25 protein-coding genes and 1 pseudogene are annotated in these 26,442 nt (G+C 34.1%); 20 read left to right on the forward strand and 6 right to left on the reverse strand.

Annotated elements, in window-relative coordinates; translation table 11 throughout:
- Nucleotides 1-3 precede the first annotated feature (3 nt).
- Entirely contained in the window at nucleotides 4-558 is a 555-nt protein-coding gene (locus tag LCF45_RS08805; protein ID WP_002031090.1) for a TlpA family protein disulfide reductase, read from the forward strand.
- 17 nt (nucleotides 559-575) lie between these two features.
- The gene (locus LCF45_RS08810; protein ID WP_003188684.1) at nucleotides 576-1,256 is read left to right on the forward strand and encodes a prolipoprotein diacylglyceryl transferase family protein; all 681 of its coding nucleotides are present in this window, start codon (nucleotides 576-578) and stop codon (nucleotides 1,254-1,256) included.
- Nucleotides 1,257-1,312: 56 nt separating this feature from the next.
- On the opposite strand, the gene LCF45_RS08815 is transcribed toward LCF45_RS08810, so the two are convergent.
- Nucleotides 1,313-1,858 carry a helix-turn-helix domain-containing protein gene (locus tag LCF45_RS08815; RefSeq protein ID WP_002012259.1) on the reverse strand — a complete coding sequence of 182 codons (546 nt, stop codon included), beginning with the start codon at nucleotides 1,856-1,858 and terminating at the stop codon, nucleotides 1,313-1,315.
- Nucleotides 1,859-2,007: 149 nt separating this feature from the next.
- Here LCF45_RS08815 and LCF45_RS08820 point away from each other — a divergent pair, with 149 nt between their 5' ends.
- Nucleotides 2,008-3,345 (forward strand): D-serine ammonia-lyase, encoded by a 1,338-nt coding sequence (locus LCF45_RS08820; RefSeq protein WP_002168690.1) that lies wholly within the window; start codon nucleotides 2,008-2,010, stop codon nucleotides 3,343-3,345.
- Nucleotides 3,346-3,498: 153 nt separating this feature from the next.
- Nucleotides 3,499-4,746: a DUF445 domain-containing protein gene (locus LCF45_RS08825; RefSeq protein ID WP_002086386.1), complete on the forward strand. Its 1,248-nt coding sequence runs from the start codon at nucleotides 3,499-3,501 to the stop codon at nucleotides 4,744-4,746.
- A gap of 30 nt (nucleotides 4,747-4,776) precedes the next feature.
- Here the strand turns inward: LCF45_RS08825 and exsE are convergent, their stop codons facing one another.
- The 4 genes from exsE to LCF45_RS08845 are packed head-to-tail and all read right to left on the reverse strand — an operon-like array spanning nucleotide 4,777 to nucleotide 7,778.
- A complete protein-coding gene (gene exsE, locus LCF45_RS08830) occupies nucleotides 4,777-5,733 on the reverse strand; it encodes an exosporium protein ExsE (protein WP_002126702.1) in 957 nt (318 codons plus the stop codon).
- Nucleotides 5,730-6,800 (reverse strand): hypothetical protein, encoded by a 1,071-nt coding sequence (locus LCF45_RS08835; RefSeq protein ID WP_002126704.1) that lies wholly within the window; start codon nucleotides 6,798-6,800, stop codon nucleotides 5,730-5,732. Before LCF45_RS08835 ends, exsE begins: the two co-directional genes overlap by 4 nt.
- Nucleotides 6,793-7,236: a hypothetical protein gene (locus tag LCF45_RS08840; RefSeq protein ID WP_002126705.1), complete on the reverse strand. Its 444-nt coding sequence runs from the start codon at nucleotides 7,234-7,236 to the stop codon at nucleotides 6,793-6,795. Before LCF45_RS08840 ends, LCF45_RS08835 begins: the two co-directional genes overlap by 8 nt.
- The gene (locus LCF45_RS08845) at nucleotides 7,233-7,778 is read right to left on the reverse strand and encodes an RNA polymerase sigma factor (RefSeq protein ID WP_309439211.1); all 546 of its coding nucleotides are present in this window, start codon (nucleotides 7,776-7,778) and stop codon (nucleotides 7,233-7,235) included. The genes LCF45_RS08840 and LCF45_RS08845 overlap by 4 nt, the downstream gene beginning before the upstream one ends.
- A gap of 219 nt (nucleotides 7,779-7,997) precedes the next feature.
- Here LCF45_RS08845 and LCF45_RS08850 point away from each other — a divergent pair, with 219 nt between their 5' ends.
- From LCF45_RS08850 to LCF45_RS08910, 12 genes and pseudogenes are all read left to right on the forward strand, one after another.
- Nucleotides 7,998-8,636, forward strand: a complete 639-nt coding sequence (locus LCF45_RS08850; protein WP_002012250.1) for a response regulator transcription factor — start codon at nucleotides 7,998-8,000, stop codon at nucleotides 8,634-8,636.
- 4 nt (nucleotides 8,637-8,640) lie between these two features.
- Nucleotides 8,641-9,741, forward strand: coding sequence for a sensor histidine kinase (locus LCF45_RS08855; RefSeq protein ID WP_016119985.1), 1,101 nt, complete (start codon nucleotides 8,641-8,643; stop codon nucleotides 9,739-9,741).
- A 124-nt stretch (nucleotides 9,742-9,865) separates the two neighbouring features.
- Nucleotides 9,866-10,804, forward strand: a complete 939-nt coding sequence (locus LCF45_RS08860) for an ABC transporter ATP-binding protein (RefSeq protein ID WP_002086377.1) — start codon at nucleotides 9,866-9,868, stop codon at nucleotides 10,802-10,804.
- 36 nt (nucleotides 10,805-10,840) lie between these two features.
- Nucleotides 10,841-11,950 carry an ABC transporter permease gene (locus tag LCF45_RS08865; protein WP_002126711.1) on the forward strand — a complete coding sequence of 370 codons (1,110 nt, stop codon included), beginning with the start codon at nucleotides 10,841-10,843 and terminating at the stop codon, nucleotides 11,948-11,950.
- Between the two features lies 1 nt (nucleotide 11,951).
- Entirely contained in the window at nucleotides 11,952-13,097 is a 1,146-nt protein-coding gene (locus LCF45_RS08870) for an ABC transporter permease (protein WP_002086373.1), read from the forward strand.
- A 129-nt stretch (nucleotides 13,098-13,226) separates the two neighbouring features.
- Nucleotides 13,227-14,438 (forward strand): cardiolipin synthase, encoded by a 1,212-nt coding sequence (gene cls, locus LCF45_RS08875; RefSeq protein WP_263894744.1) that lies wholly within the window; start codon nucleotides 13,227-13,229, stop codon nucleotides 14,436-14,438.
- A gap of 357 nt (nucleotides 14,439-14,795) precedes the next feature.
- Nucleotides 14,796-15,074, forward strand: coding sequence for a TIGR04197 family type VII secretion effector (locus tag LCF45_RS08880; RefSeq protein ID WP_002126714.1), 279 nt, complete (start codon nucleotides 14,796-14,798; stop codon nucleotides 15,072-15,074).
- A gap of 42 nt (nucleotides 15,075-15,116) precedes the next feature.
- A complete protein-coding gene (locus tag LCF45_RS08885; RefSeq protein ID WP_002126715.1) occupies nucleotides 15,117-15,479 on the forward strand; it encodes a DUF3958 family protein in 363 nt (120 codons plus the stop codon).
- Nucleotides 15,476-17,065, forward strand: coding sequence for a T7SS effector LXG polymorphic toxin (locus LCF45_RS08890; protein ID WP_263894745.1), 1,590 nt, complete (start codon nucleotides 15,476-15,478; stop codon nucleotides 17,063-17,065). Before LCF45_RS08885 ends, LCF45_RS08890 begins: the two co-directional genes overlap by 4 nt.
- Complete coding sequence (locus LCF45_RS08895; protein ID WP_002126717.1) at nucleotides 17,062-17,715, forward strand: SMI1/KNR4 family protein; 654 nt, start codon at nucleotides 17,062-17,064, stop codon at nucleotides 17,713-17,715. Before LCF45_RS08890 ends, LCF45_RS08895 begins: the two co-directional genes overlap by 4 nt.
- A 239-nt stretch (nucleotides 17,716-17,954) precedes the next feature.
- Nucleotides 17,955-18,528: pseudogene (locus tag LCF45_RS27040) on the forward strand (imm11 family protein).
- Nucleotides 18,529-18,638: 110 nt separating this feature from the next.
- Complete coding sequence (locus LCF45_RS08910; RefSeq protein ID WP_003188662.1) at nucleotides 18,639-19,208, forward strand: imm11 family protein; 570 nt, start codon at nucleotides 18,639-18,641, stop codon at nucleotides 19,206-19,208.
- A gap of 227 nt (nucleotides 19,209-19,435) precedes the next feature.
- Here LCF45_RS08910 and pyrH read toward each other — a convergent pair whose 3' ends face one another.
- Nucleotides 19,436-20,179 (reverse strand): UMP kinase, encoded by a 744-nt coding sequence (pyrH, locus tag LCF45_RS08920; RefSeq protein WP_003188660.1) that lies wholly within the window; start codon nucleotides 20,177-20,179, stop codon nucleotides 19,436-19,438.
- 378 nt (nucleotides 20,180-20,557) lie between these two features.
- Here pyrH and LCF45_RS08925 point away from each other — a divergent pair, with 378 nt between their 5' ends.
- The 4 genes from LCF45_RS08925 to LCF45_RS08940 all read left to right on the forward strand — a co-directional run bounded on the left by LCF45_RS08925 (nucleotide 20,558) and on the right by LCF45_RS08940 (nucleotide 26,442).
- Complete coding sequence (locus LCF45_RS08925) at nucleotides 20,558-21,829, forward strand: cation:dicarboxylate symporter family transporter (protein ID WP_002130957.1); 1,272 nt, start codon at nucleotides 20,558-20,560, stop codon at nucleotides 21,827-21,829.
- Between the two features lie 24 nt (nucleotides 21,830-21,853).
- Nucleotides 21,854-23,293 carry an aspartate ammonia-lyase gene (aspA, locus tag LCF45_RS08930; protein ID WP_002012229.1) on the forward strand — a complete coding sequence of 480 codons (1,440 nt, stop codon included), beginning with the start codon at nucleotides 21,854-21,856 and terminating at the stop codon, nucleotides 23,291-23,293.
- Between the two features lie 74 nt (nucleotides 23,294-23,367).
- On the forward strand, nucleotides 23,368-25,080 hold the full coding sequence (gene malS, locus LCF45_RS08935; protein ID WP_002012227.1) for an oxaloacetate-decarboxylating malate dehydrogenase: 1,713 nt from the start codon (nucleotides 23,368-23,370) through the stop codon (nucleotides 25,078-25,080).
- Between the two features lie 63 nt (nucleotides 25,081-25,143).
- Complete coding sequence (locus LCF45_RS08940) at nucleotides 25,144-26,442, forward strand: sensor histidine kinase (protein ID WP_002012226.1); 1,299 nt, start codon at nucleotides 25,144-25,146, stop codon at nucleotides 26,440-26,442.

Raw genomic sequence — 26,442 nt, forward strand, 5'->3', positions numbered from 1 at the left:
AAAGTGAAGAAACTAATTGCTATTATACTAGCTGGGGCACTAATTTGGGCCGGAGTTAACTTTTATAATACTAAGAAAGAAGAAAAAGAAAGAAAAGCGAAACAAGCGGAGTTACAAGAGAAGGAAGTATTACCACAAGTGGGATTTAAAGCGCCGAACATAACATTAAAAGGATTAGATGGGAAGCTTTATTCGTTAAATGATGCAAAGGGAAAACCATATGTTATTAATTTTTGGGCATCATGGTGTGGTCCATGTGAAATGGAGGCTCCTGATCTAGTTCGTTTGTATGATAAATATAAGGAGGATGTTGAAATCTTTGCGGTAAATGCAACAATCGGGGATCCAGTACAAGAAGCGAGCGCATTTGCAGATCGTCACGGATTTAAATTTCCTGTTCTATTAGATATGGACGGAGTAGCTGGAATAGATTATAAAGTATTTTCTTTACCAACGACATTTTTTGTTAATAAAGATGGAATTATTGTAGATCATGCACGAGGTGTATTACCTCCAGATCAATTAGAAGAGAAGTTTAAGAAAATAATTGAGAATTAAGAGGGGATTTCATAGTGATGGAGTGGATGGTGAGGTTACAACCCGTTTCTCTTATAATAGGAAGTTTATTTGGATTTACTCTAATGAAACTAAGGATGAAAAAGCAAAATATTCAATATGAAAAAATGATGGATGCAGTAACGAATGGCTTTCTTATCATTGTATTAGTATGGAAATTCGCACCGGCAATTTTAAATCCGGTATGGGCCATTGGGGCGCCAATGCCAGCATTATTAGCTGTAGGAAGTATTCAGCATATTATAGTAGGGTGCGTAATTGCGAGTATATATATTGTTTGGAAAAGTAAAAAAGAGCAATTTTCTCTTCGGATTTTACTTGATACATTACCTTTTGGATTTTGCGTGAGTATAATCTTTTATTTTATATTCCATCAAGAAGTAGGTGCACAAACGACACTGCCGTGGGGGATGAAAATATATGAATCAAAATTTTTGTATCATCCTATTTTCATGTATGAGATTATACTCGCACTCGGTATAATTGGCTCGTTATGGATTAAAAATGAAAGATTAGGAAATGGAAAGAATATAAGCTTTTTTCTAATTTGCGAGGGAATTGCTCATATCATTATTTCACTTATTAGTGAACAAAATTCGGTTTTAGTTGGTCTTTCAATACAGCAAATACTCAGTTTTTGTGTTATTAGTCTAGGGATTTTGTTCGTACCAAAAAAATAAAAGTAGCCATGCACTGAGAGCATCTATGCATGGCTATTTTTGTATCATCATATGAATTAAAAAATCGGCGGAGTAACAGAAAATAAAACAATCGCATTTTTCTCGAATTGATTTACCCATTTATGTTTTAAATAAGCTGGTATTTTTACGCTATCACCAGTTTCTAATGTGTATTCTTCTTCATTTAAGTGCAATGTGATTTTTCCGTCTAATACAAATGCTAATTCTTCACCTTTATGTTCTAGAACATTTTCTGATGAAGCAGTATTCGGTGGGATAGTCATAATTGCTGTTGCTAAATTTCCTGTGAAATCAGGTGATAACAATTCATATGATAAATTATCGATAATCATTTTTTTTCTTTTATGAGAACGTACAATTAAATCGTCTGTATTATTTTCTTCAAGTAAAAAACTAAATGTTGGAACATCAAGAGCTTTTGCAAGTACCTTTAATGTTTGAATAGAAGGGTTAGCAGAACCACGTTCAATTTGACTAAGCATTGATGGTGTGATTTCGGCCATCTTTGCTAATTCTTTACTAGTTAATCCTTTTTCTTTTCTTTGTTTTTCAATCTTTTTACCAATATCTATATTTTCCATAATAAATGCTCCTTAATAATTATTAAATTATATTTAAATAAATTAAATTTAAATTAACTAAAATGAATTATTTATGTTAAACTATATTAAAATTAATTTAATTATAATTTATTATATGGCTATCTACAAGGATATGAGGAGGAAGAGGAATGAAGGAGATAGAGGCATTAAAAGAGCAATATCCACTAGTAAATAACTTAATCGCAACAGAAGAAGTATTTTGGATAAACCCGAATATGGAAAAGTATGAAACAGCAATAAAAAATTCGCCACTTAATGAAGAACATGTAAAAGACGCGGAAGAGAGATTAAAGCGTTTTGCACCATATATTGCGAAAGTATTTCCTGAAACGAAGGAAACAGGCGGTATTATAGAATCACCTTTAGTGAAAATACCTTCTATGAAACAATCTTTAGAGAAAAGTTATGGGCAACCTATTTTAGGGGGATTACTATTAAAATGTGATAGCGGGCTTCCGATATCAGGATCAATAAAAGCTAGAGGCGGAATATACGAAGTGCTGAAACATGCAGAGCAACTGGCACTTCAGCATGGAATGTTAACAGGGAAAGATGATTATTCAATTTTAGATAGTGATAGATTTAGAGGTTTTTTTGCGAAGTATTCAATTGCAGTAGGTTCTACTGGCAATTTAGGGCTTAGCATCGGTATTATGAGTGCGAAATTAGGTTTTAATGTGACTGTTCATATGTCGGCAGACGCAAAAGAATGGAAAAAAGATTTATTAAGAAGTAAAGGTGTAAACGTTATTGAATATGAAGCTGATTATAGTAAAGCAGTAGAAGAAGGAAGACTGCAAGCAGATGCAGATCCTAGCTGTTATTTTGTTGATGATGAAAACTCACATGATTTATTTTTAGGATACGCAGTAGCAGCATCACGTTTACAAAAACAATTAGAAGAGTTAGAAATTGTAGTAGATGAAGAGCACCCTTTATTCGTTTATCTTCCGTGCGGGGTAGGTGGCGGGCCTGGCGGAGTAGCATTTGGTTTAAAGTTATTGTACAAAGACAATGTGCACTGTTTCTTTGCGGAGCCTACGCACTCTCCATGTATGTTACTCGGTTTAATGACAGGGCTTCACGATAAAATTGCCGTTCAAGATATCGGGATTGACAATGTAACTGATGCGGATGGGCTTGCAGTAGGAAGACCATCTGGATTTGTCGGTAAAACGATGGAACCATTTTTGAGTGGAAATTATACAGTAAGTGATGAAGAGTTATATAGATTATTAAAAGAACTGGCTGATACTGAAAATATTTATTTAGAGCCTTCTGCATTAGCGGGTATGATAGGGCCGTTGAATGTATGTAAAGCTGAAAATGAGTATTTACAAAAACAACAGTTAACAGAGAAGGTGAAGAAAGGTACTCATATTGTGTGGGGAACTGGTGGGAGTATGGTTCCGGAAGACGTGATGAATGGGTATTATAAGAAAGGTTTGGAATTAACGTGTAAATAAAAATGAGGCTATTTACAGCCTCATTTTTTTCATGTACATAAAATTCTTTGTTATTTTCGCACTAGTTCTTTATAGTATAGATATAAAGGATTGCTAATATCGAATAAAAATAACAAAAAGCTTTATTTTACATAATAAGAGGATGTGTATACGATGTCATTACAGACTAAATATATAGCGGGTATTTCGCTTGGGGTTATGGGCGTAGGTTTTGCGGCTTCCATCCCTTTTCAAGGAACGGTAGCTGGGGAGATTATTCAAGGGGGATTTGAAGCTGGGTTAGTTGGTGGACTTGCGGATTGGTTTGCGGTTACAGCTTTATTCCGTCATCCGTTGGGAATTCCAATTCCACATACAGCATTATTACCTAAAAATCGGAAACGGGTAACAAAGGGTCTCGTTTCTACGTTAGAAAATGAATGGCTGACGAAAGAAAGTATTACAAGTAAAGTAAAAGAAATGCAGCTAGCACAAATGGTACTGCAAATTGCTGAGAAAGAGTTACAGTCTGACGCTGTGAAAAAAGGAATTGTAACAATTGCTGAGAAAGCGATTCTTCAAATAGATACAGAAAAATTAGCAGTTATTATTGAAAAAGAATTAAAAACGTATTTGCATACAATTAACACAAGTAACATATTACAAGTTCTCGTGGATCAATTAGTAGTGCAAGAATATGATGAAAAAACACTTGATTACATATTAGTAAAAGTGAAAGATTGGACGGCTCAAGATGAAGCACGTTATCAGCTCGGAAGCTTAGGTATGAAGGCGATGGAAAACATAAAAGTAGATGGATTCCTGCAGTTTACTTTGAAATCATTTATGAATATTGTAGATGAAGATAAAATCGGCGGCATTTTGCAGAAGTTTATCATTAGTAATATTAACAGCTTACAAGATGCAGATAATAGCACAAGACAACTTATATTAGCGAAAATTCGTCAAGAGATTATAAATGTAAAAGAAAATGAATCTTTATTACAGGAATTAGAGAAGTGGAAAGAAAAATGGATTGCAAATTGGGATGCTACAGACAAAATAAAAGAAATGCTAGAGCAAGTACAGAGTAGGGCAGTTACCTTTGTGAAGAATGAAGAATTTGCTGATAAATATGTTGTTCCATTCTTACAAACACAAATGAATAAAATAAAAGAAGACGAACTGACTGTTCAAAAAATAGAAGATTGGTTACAAAAACAAGTTGTTACTATTGTTGAAAAGAATCATTCGAAAATTGGAAAGCTTGTGCAAGAAAACCTTGATAAGTTAGATGATAAAACATTAATCGAAATGATTGAAAATAATGTCGGTAAAGATTTGCAGTGGATTCGTGTGAACGGGGCTGTTTGTGGTTTTATGATTGGATTAATTTTAGAAGGAATAAAAGCGATTATATGAGAAAAACCTTCCACAATTGTGGAAGGTTTCTTATTTTTCGATAACGCTCATATTTAAATTATAAGCTTTCTCAATATTTAATTTGTACGTTCCATTTCCTGTTTTTATCGAGTTTTTATACCAATGTTCTTGCCCATTTAATTCTGGATTTTCTTCTGAAGAATTATTTTCTTTTTTCGCTAAATCTTCTACTTGTTCCCAAGGTGTGTTTCCGTGAGTTTCTTTTTGATTTGTTACGGCTGTTAAAGAAACATCACTTTCTTTAGTTAAATGAACAGATACGTTTGAACTGTTTTGTACAAACCAATTATTTTGTAATTGACCTGGATAAAGAGATAGTTCGTTATTCGAAGCGCGGATCTCTACATTTTTATTTTGCGGAAGAACGAGTGTTTGTTTCACCTGTGGTGCGAAGTTAAAAAACGTATGCTGAACCGGTAATGGTTTTAACGTTATATACATCGTTTCTCCAGCCGTTTGAACTGAAAGGAAATCCTCTTGTTTTAAATTAGGTTTTTCATTTGCCTTTGTCGTCATTTCATATGTTCCAAAAAGATGAATTTGATTTGTATTATTTCCCTCTATCGTTAGAGGGTGATGCCCCGCATCCACTACGATTTTTTTGATAGATTCAGGTATATCAAGTTGTCCGTCTGGAATATTACTCGTTTGCCTAGTTGTGTTAATAGAATGACGAACTTCTTCTAGTAATCCAGTTGATAATAAACAGTAAAAAGCAATTCCAACGCTTCCTAAAACTCCAATAAAGAAAATACTAAAAATATCATATTTAATAAATGATTGTTCCTTCTTAGAAAATAGAAGGTATAGTAAAATTTCAGCGCCAAGTATAATAAGTAAAACAGGCCACCATGCTGTTAATGTATCCAATACTTGAGTGCCTTTCATAACTGAAAATAGTAAGAAACAACCTAATGTAATAATGGAAAGCCCCATTGAGAATGTTCCAACGCGCCATGTTCTCATTCGTTTGTACCACCTTTGTTTTCTTTATTTCCAAGTAACAATTTAAAGCCGCCACCAATTAAAAGGAGAGCAACGATAGATGTTTGGAAATAGCGATAATATAGTTCGCTAAGATGAATATTAAATATAGTTACAAAATAATCATTCAAAATAGGAAGGACTGTTTGATCTAATAAATAATAACCACCGAGTGTAATTAAACCGATACCGATCCATCTTTGATGATTTATAAAATAGTCGATGATAGGTTCGTCATGTACGCGTTCTTTTCCGTATTTGGCTGTTTGCTGTAATGTGTCAAAAAAGCTATAAAACCAAATGATTGGTACTAAAAATAAAAACGCAGAGAGTCTTAATAAATCGAGTAAATAAATGGATAGTAAAAAGGCTGCCATAAGCTGAAGACCACGGCGTTGTAAGCCTAAATACATATGTCCTGCTCCAGGGAACATCGCTAAAATAGAAGCAAATGTTTTACTTTTCTTTCCTTGTTCTCGGTGCTCTTCAAAGTCTTCAAAAATAGTACGATCAACTAATTGCTCGCCACGTTCTTTTTTCTGTAGTTGCTGAACAACATCGAAGAAATTATAAATCCATAAAACAGGTAACGTAATAAGGAAGATAAGGAAACTTCCTTGAGATGTTAAGAGTGCAACGAATATAATCATACTTCCGATTCCTGTGCAAGCGACTAAAAATGTAAGTCCGCGTTGCATAAGTCCTAATTGAAAATGACCAAGCCCAGGAATGATTGATAGAAGAATGATATAAAATCGTTCGCTTTCTTTAGAGGACTCTGTAAATTCTCCGGCTGCTTGTTTTTTCGATTGATTAATAATAGTGATAACTAAATCTAATAAATTGATCGCCCATAACACGACTAGTAAAAATAGAGAAAGAAAAGCAATATCACGCGCTCCTAATGCTATTGTACAAAATGCTGCAAAGATAAATAGAAATAAAGCCCCTCCGCTATATAAAATAAATCGTCCGAATTTCTTTAAATATAAATGACCAAGCCCAGGAATTAGCCCTAATACAAGTGCTAAAAAGGGATTTTTATTCATGCTTTGAACCTCCGTCCTTTTTTGATGTGTCTACCGATTTGTTTACAATTTGTTGTGAGATAGAAGACTCGTTATGTTTTGAAGATTTCTCGAAATTTGATGTCGCTGTGAAAATATACTGGAATAAACCACTTACCATAAAAATAATTGTAGCCGCAGTCGCAATTATGTAGTGAATAATTGTGCGCTTTAGTGAGTTTGTTTTTATATTTTCATTAGGCTGTAACGTTTCAAAATTAATTTGCGTCATAACTTCGTTCGTAAATGAATCATCATTTATCATTGGAAGGTTTTCGTGTTGTTCATCAATACTTTCCATATAAAGTGCTAAACAATGATCACATTCATAAAGATGTTCTTCCATAGATTCACGTTCATTGTTTGATATAACATCTAATGTATAATTGCGCCAATCTTCTTTTGAATAATGCATCATAGAAACTCTTCCTCCTTCCAATGTTTTTTAATCCATTTTCTTGCCCGATACAGTTTCATTTCGACTGTTTTCACTTCAATATTTTCTTGCAAAGCAATTTCTTGATAACTTTTTTCTTCTAAGTAATGTGCGAGAACGACGTCACGGTAATTGTCGGGAAGTTCTCGCAGTTTTTGAGCAATGAGTAATTTTTGCTCTTTCGTCAATAATAAAGCCTCGATATTATGAGAGGCTTTTATATTTTCCGCAGTTTCTTTACATAAGGAGAGTTCTTCGTTTTCTCTAGCTTTTTTTCTCTTATAATCAATAGCGTGATTGGTGGCAATACGTGCCATCCACGTTTTTAATCCGCGAAATTGATAATTTTGGAGAGAGGCGTGAATTTTTACGAATACTTCTTGTGTAACATCTTTAGCATCTTCTTCATGTCTTAAAATGGAAAAGATAACTTGAAAAATATAATGACGATATGTTTGTACAAGGATACGAAAAGCATGTTCGCTTCCTTGCTGTGCTTTTGCAACTAATTGTTTTTCCTCAATCGGTCTCTCCCTCCTTTTTGACGCATTCTATTATATAGACGTAAGAAATGATAAGTCACCCTACACATGTTATAAAAAAAGAATAATATATTTTTAGCAGGAGGGCTATATGAAAAAGGTGTGAAAAAATGGTAAAGAGAAGTATATAATGAGCAAAGAGGAAATGCTACATGGAGAAAGGATGTGAATGTTAGTAGGATAAGGTCCATACTAACAAACATGAAAATTAAAATATTAATAGCCGATGATAATTCTTTTATTAGAGAAGGTATGAAAATTATTTTAAATACATATGAAGAGTTTGAAGTATTAGATACCGTAAATGATGGAAAAGAAGCTGTAGCGTATTGTAAAAAGTATGAAGTTGATATTGCGCTTTTAGATGTTCGTATGCCAAACATGAACGGGGTAGAGGCGACGAAGTTAATTTGTGAAGAGACAAAAACGAAGCCTCTCATTTTAACGACATTTGATGATGATGAATATATTTTGGACGCAGTAAAAAACGGAGCGAAAGGTTATTTATTAAAAAATAATGATCCGGAGCGTATTCGTGATGCGATAAAAGGAGTTTATAACGGTCAAACTGTTATGCAAGATGTAGTGCTTGATAAAATTAAGTCTAATTTAATGGAAAGTAAAGAGGAAGAATCTAAAATTGATAAGAGCCTTTTCACAGAAAGAGAGCTTAGTATTATCGCATTAATTGCGAAAGGTTTCTCAAATAAAGAAATTTCGAAGCAACTTTTCATATCTGAAGGAACGATTGCAAATTATATTACATCAGTTTTAGGGAAAACTGGACTAGAACATCGCACGCAAATTGCGATTTATTACTTAACAGGGAAAGTAGATTAATGTTATGGAATTTTGGTTAACTGTAAGTAAACTTATTGTCTTTTTATATATAGTGTTTAGCTACATTCATTTAAATGTTACGAACTTACCATGGATTATACTTACTTTGCTTTTATATCTTTCTGTAAACGTGTTGATCTCTATATTTAAAAAAGATACGTACAAAAACATATTAACTTGTGTGTCAATTGGCGTAGTTATGTTATTTACATGGAAGGTTCATCCGTTTTTTATTTTGTTTTTACCTTTGAACTTATATGAAATTGCAAATTATTACATAAAAAAGAAATGGTTAATCTTTTTCATTATGATTCTACCTATTATTTTTATAGGTGAAGGTATTCAAATGACGTATGGACTTATAAGTGCATTTTGTTTTTTTTCCTTAACGATAGCTCACCGCTATATAGCACGATTATTAAAATTAGAAATGCAAAATGATAAAATGAGAAAAGACATACAAAGACTTACGAAAAGCTTAAATGAAAATAAAGATTACATAAGGCAATCTGAATACACATTTAAATTAGAGGAAAGAAATCGACTATCTCAAGAAATCCATGATAAAATCGGTCACTCAATGACAGGTGCACTAATTCAAATGGAAGCAGCAAAGAGGTTAATGGAAATAGATAAAGAAAAATCTGTGGAATTATTACAAAATGCCATTCATATTTCAAAAGATGGAATTGAAAGCATTCGGATTACATTAAAAAATATGAAGCCACCAACTGAGCAAATTGGTATTCATCGTATGAAATTATTCATAGAGGAATTTGCTGGTAAGCATGATATAAATATTCCATTCGTATATAAAGGGAACTTAGATATGATTTCACCAATTCAGTGGAAGATTATTGGTGAAAATGTTATGGAGGCACTAACAAACGCGATGAAATATGCTGATGCGACAGTCATTTCAATAGATATTCATGTACTGAACAAGATGGTGAAAGTACAAGTGAAGGATAATGGTAAAGGTGCAGCTCTTGTTAAGAAAGGCCTCGGTATTATGGGGATGGAGGAGCGAACAGCATCAGTAAACGGAAAAATTATTGTAGATGGAACAAGTGGTTTTTCAGTAACGATGTTGTTGCCGATATGAGGGATGAATCATCTCATATGAAAAAAGTGAATAATCTCATGTGAAAAGGGTGAACTTCTGCACTGAGCAGGTTCATTCTTTTTGTTTATAATAAAAGCAGAGAAACCGAAATAGGGGTGAAATGATGAACACATTGGAAATTAAAAATTTAACGAAAAAATTTGGTGATTTCATCGCGGTAGATAATATGTCTTTATCTATTAAAGAAGGAGAAATATTTGGCTTTTTAGGTTCGAATGGTGCTGGTAAGAGTACAACGATTAATATGATTGCTGGTTTGTTAAGAAGTAATGAAGGTGAAATTAGCATACTAGGAAAAAATATAAAGAAACATAATCGATTTGCGAAAATGAATATCGGTATCGTTCCACAAGATATTGCGATTTATGAAGAGTTAACTGCCTATGAAAATGTGAAATTCTTTGCTGGATTGTATGGATTACGAGGAGCCGAGCTAAAAGCGAGAGTAGAGGAAGCACTTCAATTTGTAGGCCTTAGTGATAAACATAAAAGTTATCCGAAAAACTTTTCTGGCGGGATGAAACGAAGACTGAATATCGCTTGTGCAATCGCTCATAGACCGAAGTTAATTATTATGGATGAACCGACAGTTGGAATTGATCCGCAGTCAAGGAACTACATTCTTCAGTCTGTCCGAAAATTAAATGAAATGGGAAGTACGATTATTTATACGAGTCACTACATGGAAGAAGTGGAAGAGATTTGTACGAAAATAGCAATTGTCGATCACGGTAAAGTAATTGCAGAAGGAACGAAAGAACAGTTAAAAGCGATTATTACAGATACGAAAGATATTTGGATTGAAGTAAAGTCAGTAGAAAATTTAGATGTAGAAAATTTAAAAGAGATAAATGGTGTGAAAGCTGTTCAAATTGAAGAGAACGTAATCAAGGTAAACTCGGATGCAGGATTAAATAATTTAAATAAAATTATTCAGCATTTCATTAATCATGACATTGAAATTCGTTCGTTAGAGGAGCAGGCTCCAAACTTAGAAACAGTATTTCTTACGTTAACTGGAAGAAACTTACGAGATAAATAACGGTAAATGAAGAAAAGGTAAAGGGAGGTTCATCAATTGAACATCTTTAACATTGCAGTGATGCACATTAAAAGAGATTTCAGGGACGTAAGAACTTTAGTTTTTATGTTAGCATTTCCAATTGTACTTATGCTTGTGTTAGGAACAGCGTTAACGAATGCATTTAATAGCGATAGTCAATCGTTTAAGGATATACAAGTGCTATATAAAGATGAAGCAAGTAGCACGTTTTCTCAATCATTTGAAGCATTTACAAAAGAAGTTGATAAATCAGGTATTCATTTTAAAAAAGCTTCCGAAGGTATAGATGGGAAAGAAGAAGTGAAGCAAAATAAATATGCTGCTTATGTAGAGTTAAATAAAGATGGTGCAAAATTTTATGGAAGTGACAAAAGTAGTATTGAGGGAAGTATTGTGGAAGGCATGCTTACAACATTTGTTGATAAGTACAACGTAGTGGCCGAAGTTGCAAAAGTAGATCCGAGTAAGGTTAGCGCAGTTATTTCAAACGGAAATCATAATGATTATATTAAAGAAACATCTTTACAAGCTGCTAAAAAACCAGGTTCTATGGATTACTATGCGGTTGTAATGACGACGATGATTGCACTGTACGCTGCAATGGGGGCGAGTTTTTTAATTCGAGGAGAACGAATACGTAAAACAGGAGATCGTTTAATTGCAGCACCTATAAGTAAAGCTGAGATTTTCGTTGGGAAAGTGCTCGGTAGTCTTGTAGCGAATGCACTTTGTCTATTACTCGTCGTTTTATTTAGTAAATTTGTTTTTCAAGCGAATTGGGGTGACCATATTGGAATCATATTTATTATTTTACTAACAGAAGTCTTTCTAGCAATTAGCTTCGGTTTAGGAATCGGATTTATTACAAAAACAGGTGAGGCATCTAGAGCGATTATTATGGTTGTTGTGCAATTAGCTTCTATTTTTGGTGGTGCGTATTTCGTAGTGGAAGAAAATGTCGTTACGAATTTATCGCCATTAACGTGGGCCAACACAGCCATTATGAAAATTATTTATGCAAATGACATAGGGGCGGCACTGCCAGTAATATTTTTAAACCTCGGAATTTCAGCACTCTTTTTATTAATTGCGATTATTGCATTACGTAGACGGGAGGGGCTATAGTATGAAAGATATTTTATGGCTCATACAAAAAACGTTATCTGTGCTTTTGAAAAATAAAAAGGGGTTACTCATTATTATTAGCTTGCCGATAATAGGAACGCTCATTTCCTTTTCGATATATGGGAATGTAGGGCAAGGAACGTTAAATATTGGGGTTATAAATAAAGAAAATCAACCTATCGCAAATGATACAGTGAAATTTTTAGAAGGACTCAATCATGTAAATGTTAGTAAAATTAAGGAATCTGAAGTGGAAGATAAACTCACTTCAAAAAAACTTGATGGTGTTATTACATTACAGTCTGGTTTTTCTGAAAGTGTTCGAGAAGGGAAACCGAGTCATATTGAGATTTCATCGATTAAAGGCGATCAAGTAACAGGATTTATAAAATCGTATTTATATAACTATGTTGATAACATCGCTGCGATTAGTAAAGTGGCAGGGGCCGATCAAAGTACGTTTAATAGTATGTACGCTGGTTATCAAAAAAGTTCATTTAAAGTAAAGTCTGAGACACTTGAAGATACTTCAAAAAATAAAGATATGACAAATCAAACGATGGGTTATCTTATTATGTTTATGTTATTTTCAGCAGTGAACTTATCAGGATTTATTTTAAAAGAAAAAGAGAACAGAACGTATTTTAGATTATTATCAACGCCGATTGACGGAAAGAAATTTATATTATCTAATGTCGCAGTAAATATGATGATATTAACAGTACAAATTGTAATTGCAGTATTCTTTATGACGAATGTTTTTCACACAACTATAAATATGCCTTTCATAGTTATGATTGGTGTGCTTATGATATTCGCTTTAATTGCAATTGGTTTATCGTTAGTCATTGTGTCTTTTTCAAAAAGTTCAACTGCTTCAAATGCAATGCAAAATATAGTAATAGTACCAACATGTTTACTTGCTGGATGTTATTTCCCGTACGACATTATGCCGAAAGCAGTACAAAAAGTAGCTGATTTCCTTCCGCAGCGTTGGTTACTAGATACGATTTCAAAACTACAGCAAGGCATTCCATTTTCTGAGTTGTATTTAAATATTTTAATTTTATTCGCTTTCGCGATAGCATTCTTCTTAATTGCTATTTATAAGTTTGGAAGAAATAATGATGCGAGGAACTTCATTTAATGAAAAGGTGTGGCGCAATGCCACACCTTTTTGTATTCGCAAATAAAAGTAAGAAAGACATTTCGTATGAAAAAATAATTTAATGAAACACTACGAAATAGTAAGTAATATGAGCGGAAGGAAATCAAAATGATTAAAAAAATATTGCGAGTTACTTCTATTATTATTGCTATTTTCGTTTTTATTTTAATTTGGATGCATATCGATGTTACTTTAGGCAGGAAAATGGAAGCTGGGAAAAATATGCCGACAGAGTATGCACCTCATTATAGTGACTTTCAATTATATGTAGAAGGGAAGTCGTTTTATAAACAGTTGTTTACTGATATAAGGGAAGCGAAGCGATCTATTTACACTTATTTTTATATTTTATCGGATGATAAAAGTAGCCATACTTTTTTAAACTTATTAAAGGAGAAGGCGAAAGAAGGAGTAAACGTATATTTATCGGTTGATCGCATTAATGATTTATCATTTGAAAGAAAGATGAAAAATGAATTGCGGGAAAGTGGTGTACATTTTACATATAGTAGAAAACCTGAATTGCCATTCGGATTTTATTCACTTCACCATCGTAATCATCGTCGTATTACGACGATTGATGGGGAGATTGGCTATACGGGTGGCTTTAATATGGGGGATGAGTACTTAGGGAAAGATAAGCGATTTGGATATTGGCGTGACTATCATGTGCGGCTTAGAGGAGAAGGAGCAAAAGATTTAGAAGAGCAATTCGCTTTAGATTGGAAACGAGATACGAAAGAACATATAAAAAGAAGTACGAATAAAGCGAGTAAAGGGAATACATTACATACGATGGTTAGCTACAATGGACATCACGTCGCTGAAAAATATATAAAGTTAATAAAACAAGCGAAACATTCAATTGTAATTACAACACCTTATTTTATAGCGAAAAATAAAGAATTAATGAATGCTTTAATTGGAGCGCAAAAACGTGGTGTTACAGTAAAAATACTTTGGTCATATAAACCAGATATTCCTCTTATTAAAGAGGCAGCGTATCCTTATATTCGTCAAGCTGTTAATAACGGGATTACGGTATATGGTTATAAAAAAGGTATGTTTCATGGAAAGTTAATGCTGATTGATAATGAATTAACCGTTATTGGTACAACAAACTTTACTGCGCGTAGCTTCTATATAAATGATGAGATGAATTTGTATATTCATGGTGGATCTATCGTATCAGAAGTGAATGCGGCGTTAACACAAGATTTTCATGATTCGAAAGAAATGACGAAAGAGTTTTTTGAGAAGTTATCTTTGTGGGAGCGTTGTAAGGAGAAATTTGCGGGATTGGTTGATTTTTATTTGTGATGATTTAACTGGAATACTGGAAATGTAGAATATAGTAAATAGAAAGCTGTATTGTTTATTCAAAAAGTTGAGAAATAAGAAAGAACCTTCAAAAACAGAAGGTTCTTTCTTATTTTATAATTTATTATTGGTAGTTAAAAAATAGTCTGGTCTGGCGGGTGCCCCTCCGTCTTCATTTGCGCTTCGGTAAAAAATTCAATATGTAGTTAAATTAAAGTTAAACTAATGCCTCTATTTTGATTAAGAGTTCTAAGTGAGTTCTAGTTGAATGCTTAAAAAACTGTAGTTTCATAACTGAAATTTTCGATAAATCAAAATGAGTAACGTGATATAATTTTGAAACTAAAAGGGGTTTAAATGATGGGGAACTTTCAAAGTAATTTTCAAACGGCTACACAAATCGCCACTCAAATGAGAAATGCCTCGAATACAATCCAAAGTGCAACAAATCGTTCTATCACAAAGGCGAGCCGTACTACACTAACTGTTAATGCCCAGGCGCAAGAAGCGAATCAACAAATGCTAGATTTGACTAGACAATTTTGTGGAGCCTTTCAAAAAGCAGTTGATAATATTCATTTAGCAGCTAAGGATTTTGAAAGAATGGATAATGAACTACAAAATACATTTCGCTAATGTGACAACCTAGGGTAAAGGGAGAAGGATAGGAAGAATAAGATGAGTCAAGACATTGAAAAGCAAGTAGACCAATTAAATCAAGAATTACGGATAGTATTCGAGAAACAAGATCGAAATCAAGCTGCGATTCAAATCCAGAGACAAACAGAAATGGACTTTCATGAATTGAGAAGTCGAAATAATCGTTTATTTAATAGAGTTTTAGAAACATGGCATGGTGATAAAGAAGTTTCTAATTTTTTTATGAATAAGCTTCAAGAGTCGCAGCATATTGAGCGGAAATTAACATTTGAATTGGAAAATCAAAAAGAAACATTACTTAAAGAAAGACGCAATCTTATTGATTTAGAAACCGACCTTACATATCGGCAACAGCGATTAAAAAGGGAGGATAAAGCATGAGTTTAAATATGTATGTAGGGGAAGTAAAAAATCAGACCCAAAGCATGAACGCTGTATGTGTCGCTACTATCCAAGCTATGGAGCAAGCAATCCAATCAATTGATACCTTTGCAACTGATACGGTTTTGCAAGGAAAAACATATAGTAGTGCAAAAATATTTTTTGTCCAAACTTTTCGTCCTTTAGCACAAGGTATCATTTATTTATGTGAAGAATTAATTCGTCAAAATGATGCGTTTCCAAGTGATTTTCAATCACAAGTTGCTTCCACAGATGTCATCGAACAAGAAATAAGAGAGCAAATTCAAGAAATTAATCGAATGGTCTCAAGTATAGAAGCAATTAGTATTGCTACAGTATTGCCTGGAATAGATGCCATGGTTATTGTTTTAGTGGAGATGAGAAAAAAACTGCAAGAAAAATTAGAGCATCTATATGAATTTAACTATACGTCCAGTAATAACTACAACACAGCTCTTCAACTAGTGGCTAGCATTACTGCCGGCCTCGCTGAAGTCCAAAGCGGGAAAGGATTTAGTCCTGTAAGTGGTACGTTTAGTACACAAGGATTAAATATGGATTGGACCGTTTCGATTCAAGAAATTGCTGATGAAAGAAAACGTCAAGTTGATAATCTTTTAAAGGAAGGATCAATGGAAGAGGGAGCGGTGTGCAAGAAACCTCCTGAAAAATCTACATCTGAAAAAATTATAGATGGTATTTTAGAAGGTACGGGTCAAGCTGTTGAAGATACAATAGATGGTGTTGTGGCACTTGGTAAATGGGAAACATGGAAGAACATGGGCTACGCTGTTACTCATTTAGATGAAACCTTACCTGCTATGTGGAAAACATTGTCAGATTCGTTTATTAATGATGTAATAAATGGAGACGCTGAAAGTCGTGCTAAGTGGGGAAGTTATGCTTTTACACAAATTGGACTTGGGCTCATTGGTGATAAAGGATTAAGTAAAGCAAGTAAATTGGGACAAGTGGGTAATATAACTACATTAACAAAAGGTTTCTCACGTGTTACAAATAATTTGCAAATGGGAGACCGTCTGGCTATTGCAGGTATGGATTCTATGAAAATTGAAATACCTACAATGAAAGATTATTTGGTTAAAGCAAGTAGTCCAAATAACGGCATGAATATAAAGATAGGAAATGCAAAAAGACCAGGGGGATATCAAAAAGGAGATATCGATGATCATGGTTATTTAAGTCCAGCGGTTAATCGTGCTCCAGGAAATAAAAATATAGCTGCTGATAATCGAATACAATCACATCATCCTATACAAAATGAATGGGCTAAAAGATGGGCTATTAAGGGTGGATTTGATTATAACGAAAAGAAAGCTCAAGCAATACTTTTACCATCAAGTTCTGGTTTACCTCATGCGAAAATTTCCGCTATGCAAAGAAAGCGAAGAAGGCTTGAAGGATATGATACTGATATAAATTATGAATTTAATGTAAGCTATAGAGAAATGATTGAGGCAGGAGTTGATCAGAAAACTGCAAGAAAGGTATTGGTAGCTGCTTATAAATATTTTGATAGTTTGGGAGGTTTTGTGAAAAAATGATAAATTTATCTAATGTTTCTGGTTTAATAAAAAATAATCCAGCAAATGAAATTGAAATTCAAGAAATAGAAGATGTAATGAAAGTCGAATTACCTAATATATATAAAGGTTTATTGAAATATACAAATGGTTTTTCTATAGGTGGAGGATTAACAATTTATGGTACTGAGGATATTATAGAACGAAATGAGACCTGGGAAGTAACAGAATATGCAAATGGTTATGTTTCTATTGGTGATGATGGTAGTGGTAATGTTTTTTTAATGTCGCAAGGTGCAGATGTACAAGAAGTGAGGGCTGTTGATTCTGGTGATATGAATCCAAATCATGCCACTGTAGTTACATTAGATTTTAGTGAGTGGGTAAATACGGGGTGTTTGAATCGAAAAATACAGGAAATAAAAGAGGAAATCCCTGATACGTGTAATATAGTGTTAATAGAAATTCCTAATGGGGGATTAAAAGATTTAGTAAAGATAAAAAGTGTACTAGCACTTGATATTTCAACGGGGGAACTATTAAAAGGATCGAAAAACCTTCCTTTTACATTAGTAAAAGGGGCTCCATATGGAAAAGCAAAAAAATTAATTGGAAAATTAGGACCTGTTGGTTTAGCGCTAAATGCAATACCAATGGATAAAAATAACTAATGTTAAATATAATCTGAAATTCATTTTTAATTACCTGATATTAATTTAATGATTTATAAAAAACGAACTAACATTTTAAAGGTTGGTTTGTTTTTTATTTTTTAAAAGGATTAAATAAGGAATGTGAACCCGAACAGTGTTACATGGAATAAGAAGAGATTTATTAGAAGGTAATTTAAGGTGAAATGAACCCAAGAAATAAATATGTAAATAAATGGTAATAATAAAGGAGAATATATATGAAAATTTGGCAATTAAAAAGCTCGACTGATGATTATGAAACCTTTCAATTATTGAACTATGAAGAGGATAAAAAATATTTTAAAACTAGTTTTCATTCTACGGTGAGTTTTTCAGATTCATGGACGCCTAAGTTTATTGAGGTAACAGGTGAAGGAAAGTCAAGCGATTATCCTATTTTTTGGGGAAAGTCTGGTGTACAAATAATTAGTGAAAAAGCCAAGAATGTTTTAGAACCTATAGTAGGAGATAATATTGAATTTTTACCATTACTTCATAAACAAACACACACACACAAAATACTATGCTATGCATGTTTTAAAGGTGTTGGAAGCACTTGATACTAATAAAACAATCTTTGATAAGTTAAGTTCAGGTTTAATAATAGGATGTAAAAAATTTGTATTTATTTCTTATGTTGTTCAGGACGAACCAGTTTTTAAATTGAATATAAATGGGAAGGTGCATCCTAGCTATCTTTTAGTATCAGATCAATTCAAAAATGCAATTTTAGAGAGTGAATTAAAAAGTTTTGAATTTACTGAAGTGTGGAATTTAGAAGAGGGTGCGTAAAGAAAACTAATTTAATTAGATTATTGGGGGGACCCCATATCTAAGAGAGCAAAAAATAAGTAAGGGGGCAGAAACAACAATATATCACTCAGTAGTAAAGGAGAATAGCTATGAAGATTTGGGAATTAAGAAATTTCTCTGATAACTATGAGTATTTTCAATTATTAAATTATAAAGAAGATAAAAAGTTTTTTGAAGGGAAGTTTAACTCTACAATAAAATTAGTAGATTCATGGAGAAAGCTACCTATTGAATGTTTAGAGGAAGGAAAGGCCAGTGATTTTCCGCACTTCTGGGGAGAAATTGGTGCCCTAATGGTTAGTGAAAAGGCAAAAAAATTATTAGAGTCTATAGTAGGTACTGATGTTGAATTCTTACCCCTTATACGTAACTCAAATAGTGAAATATATTATTTAGTTCATGTATTGAATGTACTAGATGCAATTGATGGAGATAAAGCAATCTTTAAAAAAATGATTACAGGCCTTATAGTAGGTTGTGAAAAGTTCGCATTTGATTTTAATATAGTTCAAAATGAAATGATATTTAAGGTTTACATAAATGGAAAAATTCATCCTACGGCTGTTTTTATTTCGGATGAATTGAAGGTTTTAATTGAACAAAGTGATTTAAAAGGTTTTGAATTTATTGAAGTGTGGGATTCGGAAGAGCTTTCGTAAAGAAATTCTAACATTATTAATGACCCTGATAAGTTTACGATAAAAATTTAAGTCCCCTTGTTATACAAATTAGGGGACTATTGATCTCGTATTAACGAGCAGTAAGATTCCCTCTTCAAAATGCGGCTAAAGCAAAGACGTTAGGTGGGAGATCAACTGCTCGTAAAAGCCCGATTGGAGAAGGCTAATAATTAGTGGGGGGTGGACAAAACTTCCGATGAAAAATACTATTTTTCATGCACAAGCATCGAAACATCATCATTAATCAACGTCCCAACATGTTCACCTAAACAAATTCTTTTCATAACGCCAGGCTCATCAAAGTTAAAGACGTGTGCCGGTAAATTATAATCTCGAGCAAGCAATAAAGCTGCTTGATCCATTACTTGTATGTTTTGCCTAACAATATCGTTATAGTTCAGTTTTCGATACATTTTCGCTGATTTATTATATTTTGGATCACTTGTAAAGACACCGTCTACACCTTGTTTTGCGACCAAAATGGCGTCGCTATTCATTTCAATGGCTCTTTGTACACTTGGGTAATCTGTTGTAACGAATGGTTGCCCGTTACCACCACCGAATATGACAACATAACCGTTATCTAAATGATGTACTGCACGTAGGCGAATATATGGTTCAGCTACTGCATTAAAAGGGATGGAAGTCATAACGCGTACTTCTCTATCTGTTTTACTTGTTAAAACGCCGCGAAGCATTAAGCTGTTAATAATCGTACCTAGCGTACCGATATTATCAGCTTCTACACGATCAATTCCCCATTCTTCAGCTAGATGACCTCTGAAAATGTTACCGCCGCCGATGACAATGGATACTTCGATATCTAGGTCAATAATGGATATTATTTCGTTTGCGATATGTTCTAATCGTTTGGAGTTAAAGCTATTTCCAGATTGATCAGCAAGTGCGCCGCCACTTAGTTTAATTAAGACGCGTTTATATGGTTTCATAACAATTCCCCCTATATAGATTGCAATAAAAAAGGAACAAAGGCTAATGCCTTTGTTCCTTCGTAAGAAAATGAAATAGAAAAGAAATAGATATGATGAACTTCTTCACGTGATTTTTCATAACATCCACTCCTTTTCATCCCCATTTATTTAGAATACGTATATCTTTTAGATTATACGAAATAATCTGATGTTTTATCAAGGTTATTTTATTTCTTTTTTATAAAAAAGTGTCAATGAATATTATAAGAAATAAATTTGAATTTTTTGTGACGAACTTGTAGGTTTTTGTATGATTTTGTAGGTTCGCTTATATGATGTGTGAGTAGCTTTTATAAATTCAAATTGAAAGCGTTCGCATGAAGGGGATGAACATAAATGAAAAAATTCGGATTGGCAACACAAATTTTTGTCGCGCTTGTTTTAGGGATTGTAGTAGGGGCAGTCTTTTATGGCAATAAAACGGCGATTTCTTATATCACACCAATTGGGGATATATTTATTCACTTAATTAAGATGATTGTAGTACCGATTGTTATTTCAGCATTAATTGTTGCGGTAGCTGGTGTAGGAGATATGAAAAAGCTTGGGAAACTGGGCGGTAAGACAATTCTTTATTTCGAAATTATTACGACGATTGCTATTTTAATGGGATTACTTGCAGCGAATATATTCCAACCAGGTACTGGCGTTGATATGAGTAATTTACAGCAAAGTGATATTTCTTCTTATAAACAAACAGCAGATGCAACAGAGAAGAAAGGCTTTGCAGAAACGATTGTTCATATTGTACCGAAAAATATATTTGAGTCTATTACACAAGGTGACTTATTACCGATTATATTCTTCTCAGTACTATTCGGTTTAGGAGTTGCAGCAATCGGTGAAAAGGGAAAGCCTGTTTTTAACTTTTTTGAAGGTGTACTCGAAGCGATGTTTTGGGTTACAAATCAAGTGATGAAATTCGCACCATTTGGTGTATTCGCATTAATTGCTGTTACGGTTGCAAAATTTGGTGTAGCAACACTACTTCCTTTAGGAAAACTAGTGCTAGCTGTATACGTAACTGTTATACTATTCGTTGTGATTGTATTAGGTATTAATGCACGAATGGTCGGAGTAAACATTTTTACATTAATAAAAATTTTAAAAGAAGAACTTATTCTTTCATTTACGACAGCAAGTTCAGAAGCTGTTTTACCTAATATAATGAGAAAAATGGAAGAGTTCGGTTGTCCAAAGGCAGTTGCCTCTTTCGTAATTCCGACAGGTTATACATTTAACTTGACTGGATCAGCTATTTATCAAGCGTTAGCGGCATTGTTTGTTGCACAAATGTACGGTGTACACATGTCACTGACGGAGCAAATAACGCTATTATTCGTTCTCATGTTAACATCCAAAGGTATGGCGGGAGTTCCGGGTGCATCATTCGTTGTTGTATTAGCGACGTTAGGATCAATGGGCTTACCGCTAGAAGGCATCGCATTAATTGCGGGAATTGACCGCATTTTAGATATGATTCGCTCAGCTGTCAATGTATTAGGAAATGCATTAGCTGCCATTGTTATGTCGAAGTGGGAAGGCGAATTCGATGATGAGAAAGCAAAACAATATGTAGAAACGGTCAAACAAACAAAAGCAGCGTAAGAGATTGTTAAGGAGTGAGTAATCATGGCAACATTAACTGAAGTTAAAAATGGAGTACGAATTGAAAAAGATTTTTTAGGTGAAAAAGAAGTACCAAATTACGCGTACTACGGTGTACAAACAATGCGTGCAGTGGAGAATTTCCCGATTACAGGATACAAAGTCCATGAAGGTTTAATTAAAGCGTTAGCAATTGTAAAAAAAGCGGCAGCACTTGCTAATGCAGATGTAGGAAGATTGGAATTGAAAAAGGGTGGTGCTATCGCAGAAGCATCACAAGAAATCCTTGAGGGGAAATGGCATGATCATTTCATCGTTGATCCAATTCAAGGTGGTGCAGGAACTTCAATGAATATGAACGCAAATGAAGTCATTGCCAATCGTGCCCTTGAATTATTAGGAATGGAAAAGGGAGACTATGATTATATTAGTCCAAACAGTCATGTAAATATGGCACAATCAACAAACGATGCATTCCCAACAGCGATTCATATTGCAACATTAAATGCATTAGAAGGCTTATTACAAACAATGGGTTATATGCATGATGTATTTGAATTAAAAGCAGAACAGTTCGATCATGTTATTAAAATGGGTCGTACACATTTACAAGATGCTGTGCCAATTCGTCTTGGACAAGAATTTAAAGCATACTCCCGCGTACTTGAACGTGACATGAAACGTATCAAGCAATCACGTCAACATTTATATGAAGTAAATATGGGAGCAACTGCAGTTGGTACAGGCTTAAATGCAGATCCAGAATATATTGAAGCAGTTGTAAAACATTTAGCTACAATTAGTGAACTACCACTTGTTGGTGCAGAAGATTTAGTAGATGCAACTCAAAATACGGATGCGTACACTGAAGTATCTGCAGCACTTAAAGTATGTATGATGAACATGTCTAAAATTGCGAACGACCTTCGTCTAATGGCATCAGGTCCACGCGTTGGATTAGCGGAAATTATGCTACCAGCTCGTCAACCAGGTTCATCTATTATGCCAGGGAAAGTAAACCCTGTTATGCCAGAAGTAATTAATCAAATTGCGTTCCAAGTAATTGGTAACGACCATACAATTTGCCTTGCTTCAGAAGCAGGACAATTAGAATTAAATGTTATGGAACCAGTACTTGTTTTCAACTTACTTCAATCTATTAGCATTATGAATAACGGTTTCCGTGCCTTTACAGATAATTGCTTAAAAGGAATTGAAGCGAATGAAGATCGCTTAAAAGAGTACGTTGAGAAGAGTGTAGGAATTATTACAGCCGTGAACCCTCATATCGGCTATGAAGCAGCAGCTCGCGTTGCGAAAGAAGCAATTGCGACAGGGCAATCCGTTCGAGAACTATGTGTGAAAAATGGTGTATTGTCACAAGAAGAATTAGAGTTAATTCTAGATCCATTCGAAATGACACACCCAGGGATTGCAGGAGCAACTCTTTTAAAGAAAAATTAAAAGAAGAGGGGGACAATCCCCTCTTTTTTGTTTACAATATAGAAATGCTATATATGAATAGAGGTAGGGATGTTATGAGTAAGTTTACAGTGGCTTCTAATGGTGCATTAGAAACAACATTAAGAGGAGCAGAAGTATTATCAACACCACTTTTAAATAAAGGGGTAGCTTTCACACAAGAGGAAAGAGAAGAGTTAGGTTTAAAAGGGTTATTACCGCCAGCGGTTTTAACGTTAGAAGAACAAGCACGCCGAGCGTATGAACAATTTAGTTCTCAGCCGGATGATTTATTAAAGAATGTATACTTAACAGCGTTACATGATCGAAATGAAGTGTTATTTTATCGTATTTTAACAGAGCATTTACGTGAAATGTTACCGATTGTATATACACCAACTGTAGGTGTAGCAATTCAAAGATATAGTCATGAATACCGTAAACCACGTGGCATTTATTTATCAATTAACGATCCATCAGGTATTGAAGATGCATTTGCAAATATCGGTGCAACAGCTGAAAACATTGATTTAGTCGTTGTAACGGATGGAGAAGGTATATTAGGAATTGGTGATTGGGGTGTTGGTGGAATTAACATCGCAATCGGGAAATTGGCTGTATATACGGCCGCAGTTGGAATCGATCCTAGCCGTGTATTACCGGTAATTTTAGATGTAGGTACAAATCGTGAGGAATTATTAAACAATCCATTTTATATTGGAAATCGTCACCCTCGTATAACAGGTGAAGCTTACGATGAATTTATTGATACGTTTGTTCAAGCGGTAAATAAACAATTCCCGAAAGCACTTCTACATTGGGAAGACTTCAGTTCTCGAAATGCACGAAAAATTTTAGATAAATATCGTCATGACGTTTGTACATTTAATGATGATATTCAAGGTACAGGGGCAGTTTCACTTGCTGCTGTATTATCGGCAGTAAAAGCTTCTGGTGTACCGTTAAGTGAACACCGTGTAGTTGTGTTTGGTGCTGGTACGGCTGGAATCGGTATCGCAGATCAAGTAAGAGATGCAATGGTTCGTGTCGGCTTATCAGACGAAGAATCACATAATCGTTTCTGGTGTATTGACCGTAATGGGTTGGTTACAGATAATATGGAAGATCTTCTTGATTTCCAAATTCCATATGCAAGAAAAGAAGCTGAAGTAAGTGATTGGAAACAAAATGATGCTATCGGACTTGCTGAAGTTGTGAAACATGTAAAACCGACAATTTTAATTGGTACATCTACTGTTGCAGGCGCATTTAAAGAGGAAATTATTAAAGAAATGGCTTCTCACGTAGAAAGACCAATCATTTTACCAATGTCGAATCCAACGCCACTTGCTGAAGCGAAACCAGCAGATTTAATCGAGTGGACAGAAGGAAAAGCATTAGTTGCAACAGGAAGTCCGTTTGAACCGGTTACATATAACGGTGTAACGTATGTGATTGGACAGTCAAATAACGCACTTATTTTCCCAGGACTAGGTCTTGGTACAATTGTTGTTCGTGCAAGCGTCATGACGGATGGAATGTTCGCAGCAGCAGCAGAAGCAGTTGCAAGTATGGTAGATACAAGTCAGCCAGGAGCGCCTATTTTGCCAGAAGTTGAAGAGTTACGTAATATCTCTGAACTGGTTGCGATTGAAGTAGCGAAAGTTGCAGTTGCAGAAGGTGTTGCTAGAGAGAACTTAAGTGATGACGATATTAAGATTGCCGTAAAAGAAGCAATATGGGAACCGGAGTATCGCCAAATAAAAGCGGTAGAAAAGGTTAGAATATAGAAATAAAGCCCGTTTATAATTATAAGCGGGCTTTCACTTTTACAATTGAAAAAAGCATAGGAAGTGGCACCTTTGAATTGGAATCAATTATGGAAGAAAGATATGTATCTTTTAATTATATTAATGGTTGTTGTTCCGATTGCTGGAGAGCTGAATTTTCATCCTTTTAATGATATGTTTCGTGTTAGTTTCGGGACACCGCTTTTCTTCTTTTTATTACTATTTTTAAGAAGAGTGCCAGCAGCAGCTGCAGGTATTCTTGTAGGTATATCTGTAGTCTTATTTCGTGTATGTCTTGACTGGGTATTGCAAGGTTCATTCCATATGACAGAATCATTTTATTTGCGTTATCCTGTGTTCTTTTATTATTTTATTTATGGAAGTCTTTTTTCGCTTTGTAGGGTGAATAAGTTTCATCAGAAGCCAATTGTGATAGGATGTCTTGGAATTACAATTGAAATTATCGCAAGTATGTCTGAACTTGCGTTTTATCATATGTTAGTGCTGGGGACAACGATAACAGTTTCTGAAGTGAATAAACTAATTATTATTGCTATTTTCCGTAGTTTCTTTGCACTTGGTTTTTTAAATATGATGAACTTATATGAAACGAAGTTAAAAGAATCACAAGTTCGAAAAGAAAATGAAAATATGTTAATGTACCTCTCTAATTTATATGTGGAATCTGTCCATTTGAAAAAAACGTTACAAAATGCTGAGTTAATTACACAAGAAGCATATCAACTATATCGAAACTTACAAGCGAACGATGATTTAAATAGCAAAACAGCATTAAAAATAGCAGGAGAAGTGCACGAAATCAAAAAGGATAATCAAAGAATTTTTGCAGGACTATCTAAACTGTTATTAGATAAAAATGTGGCTGAGTATGTAGAAGGACATGAATTAGCGGAAATGATTGTAAGAATTAATGAGAAATATGCTGAAATGTTAGAAAAAGATATACGTTTTTCGGAACATATAGAAGGTGAGCATGCAGAATATCATGTGTACACGGTCTTATCCATTTTTAATAACTTAGTTGCAAATGCAGTTGAAGCAATTGAGGGTAGAGGTCTCATTATTATTAAGCTATATAAACGAGATAAACATATATTCTTTGAAGTAATTGACGATGGTCCTGGTATTGCACAGAAGTATAAGAAATTAGTATTTAAGCCAGGATTTACTTCAAAGTATGATCAAGCGGGAACACCTTCAACAGGTATTGGACTTTCTTACATAAACGAAATGGTAACAGAGCTAGGTGGAGAAGTGAGATTAGAAGACCGAGAAACTGGCGGAGGGTGTAAGTTTATCGTTTGTTTACCGGAGTGCAGTTTAAAGCGGGAAGGAGAATAA

It is taken from the genome of Bacillus sp. 41-22 (assembly GCF_025809295.1).
GTDB classification, from domain to species: domain Bacteria; phylum Bacillota; class Bacilli; order Bacillales; family Bacillaceae_G; genus Bacillus_A; species Bacillus_A mycoides.

Excerpts from the sequence above, each read along its gene's own strand:
- LCF45_RS08810 (WP_003188684.1), top strand. The coding sequence starts at position 576 with ATGGAGTGGATGGTGAGGTTACAACCCGTTTCTCTTATAATAGGAAGT.
- LCF45_RS08815 (WP_002012259.1), bottom strand. The coding sequence starts at position 1,858 with ATGGAAAATATAGATATTGGTAAAAAGATTGAAAAACAAAGAAAAGAA.
- LCF45_RS08820 (WP_002168690.1), top strand. The coding sequence starts at position 2,008 with ATGAAGGAGATAGAGGCATTAAAAGAGCAATATCCACTAGTAAATAAC.
- LCF45_RS08825 (WP_002086386.1), top strand. The coding sequence starts at position 3,499 with ATGTCATTACAGACTAAATATATAGCGGGTATTTCGCTTGGGGTTATG.
- exsE (WP_002126702.1), bottom strand. The coding sequence starts at position 5,733 with ATGAGAACATGGCGCGTTGGAACATTCTCAATGGGGCTTTCCATTATT.
- LCF45_RS08835 (WP_002126704.1), bottom strand. The coding sequence starts at position 6,800 with ATGAATAAAAATCCCTTTTTAGCACTTGTATTAGGGCTAATTCCTGGG.
- LCF45_RS08840 (WP_002126705.1), bottom strand. The coding sequence starts at position 7,236 with ATGATGCATTATTCAAAAGAAGATTGGCGCAATTATACATTAGATGTT.
- LCF45_RS08850 (WP_002012250.1), top strand. The coding sequence starts at position 7,998 with ATGAAAATTAAAATATTAATAGCCGATGATAATTCTTTTATTAGAGAA.
- LCF45_RS08855 (WP_016119985.1), top strand. The coding sequence starts at position 8,641 with ATGGAATTTTGGTTAACTGTAAGTAAACTTATTGTCTTTTTATATATA.
- LCF45_RS08860 (WP_002086377.1), top strand. The coding sequence starts at position 9,866 with ATGAACACATTGGAAATTAAAAATTTAACGAAAAAATTTGGTGATTTC.
- LCF45_RS08870 (WP_002086373.1), top strand. The coding sequence starts at position 11,952 with ATGAAAGATATTTTATGGCTCATACAAAAAACGTTATCTGTGCTTTTG.
- cls (WP_263894744.1), top strand. The coding sequence starts at position 13,227 with ATGATTAAAAAAATATTGCGAGTTACTTCTATTATTATTGCTATTTTC.
- LCF45_RS08880 (WP_002126714.1), top strand. The coding sequence starts at position 14,796 with ATGATGGGGAACTTTCAAAGTAATTTTCAAACGGCTACACAAATCGCC.
- LCF45_RS08885 (WP_002126715.1), top strand. The coding sequence starts at position 15,117 with ATGAGTCAAGACATTGAAAAGCAAGTAGACCAATTAAATCAAGAATTA.
- LCF45_RS08890 (WP_263894745.1), top strand. The coding sequence starts at position 15,476 with ATGAGTTTAAATATGTATGTAGGGGAAGTAAAAAATCAGACCCAAAGC.
- LCF45_RS08895 (WP_002126717.1), top strand. The coding sequence starts at position 17,062 with ATGATAAATTTATCTAATGTTTCTGGTTTAATAAAAAATAATCCAGCA.
- LCF45_RS08910 (WP_003188662.1), top strand. The coding sequence starts at position 18,639 with ATGAAGATTTGGGAATTAAGAAATTTCTCTGATAACTATGAGTATTTT.
- pyrH (WP_003188660.1), bottom strand. The coding sequence starts at position 20,179 with ATGAAACCATATAAACGCGTCTTAATTAAACTAAGTGGCGGCGCACTT.
- LCF45_RS08925 (WP_002130957.1), top strand. The coding sequence starts at position 20,558 with ATGAAAAAATTCGGATTGGCAACACAAATTTTTGTCGCGCTTGTTTTA.
- aspA (WP_002012229.1), top strand. The coding sequence starts at position 21,854 with ATGGCAACATTAACTGAAGTTAAAAATGGAGTACGAATTGAAAAAGAT.
- malS (WP_002012227.1), top strand. The coding sequence starts at position 23,368 with ATGAGTAAGTTTACAGTGGCTTCTAATGGTGCATTAGAAACAACATTA.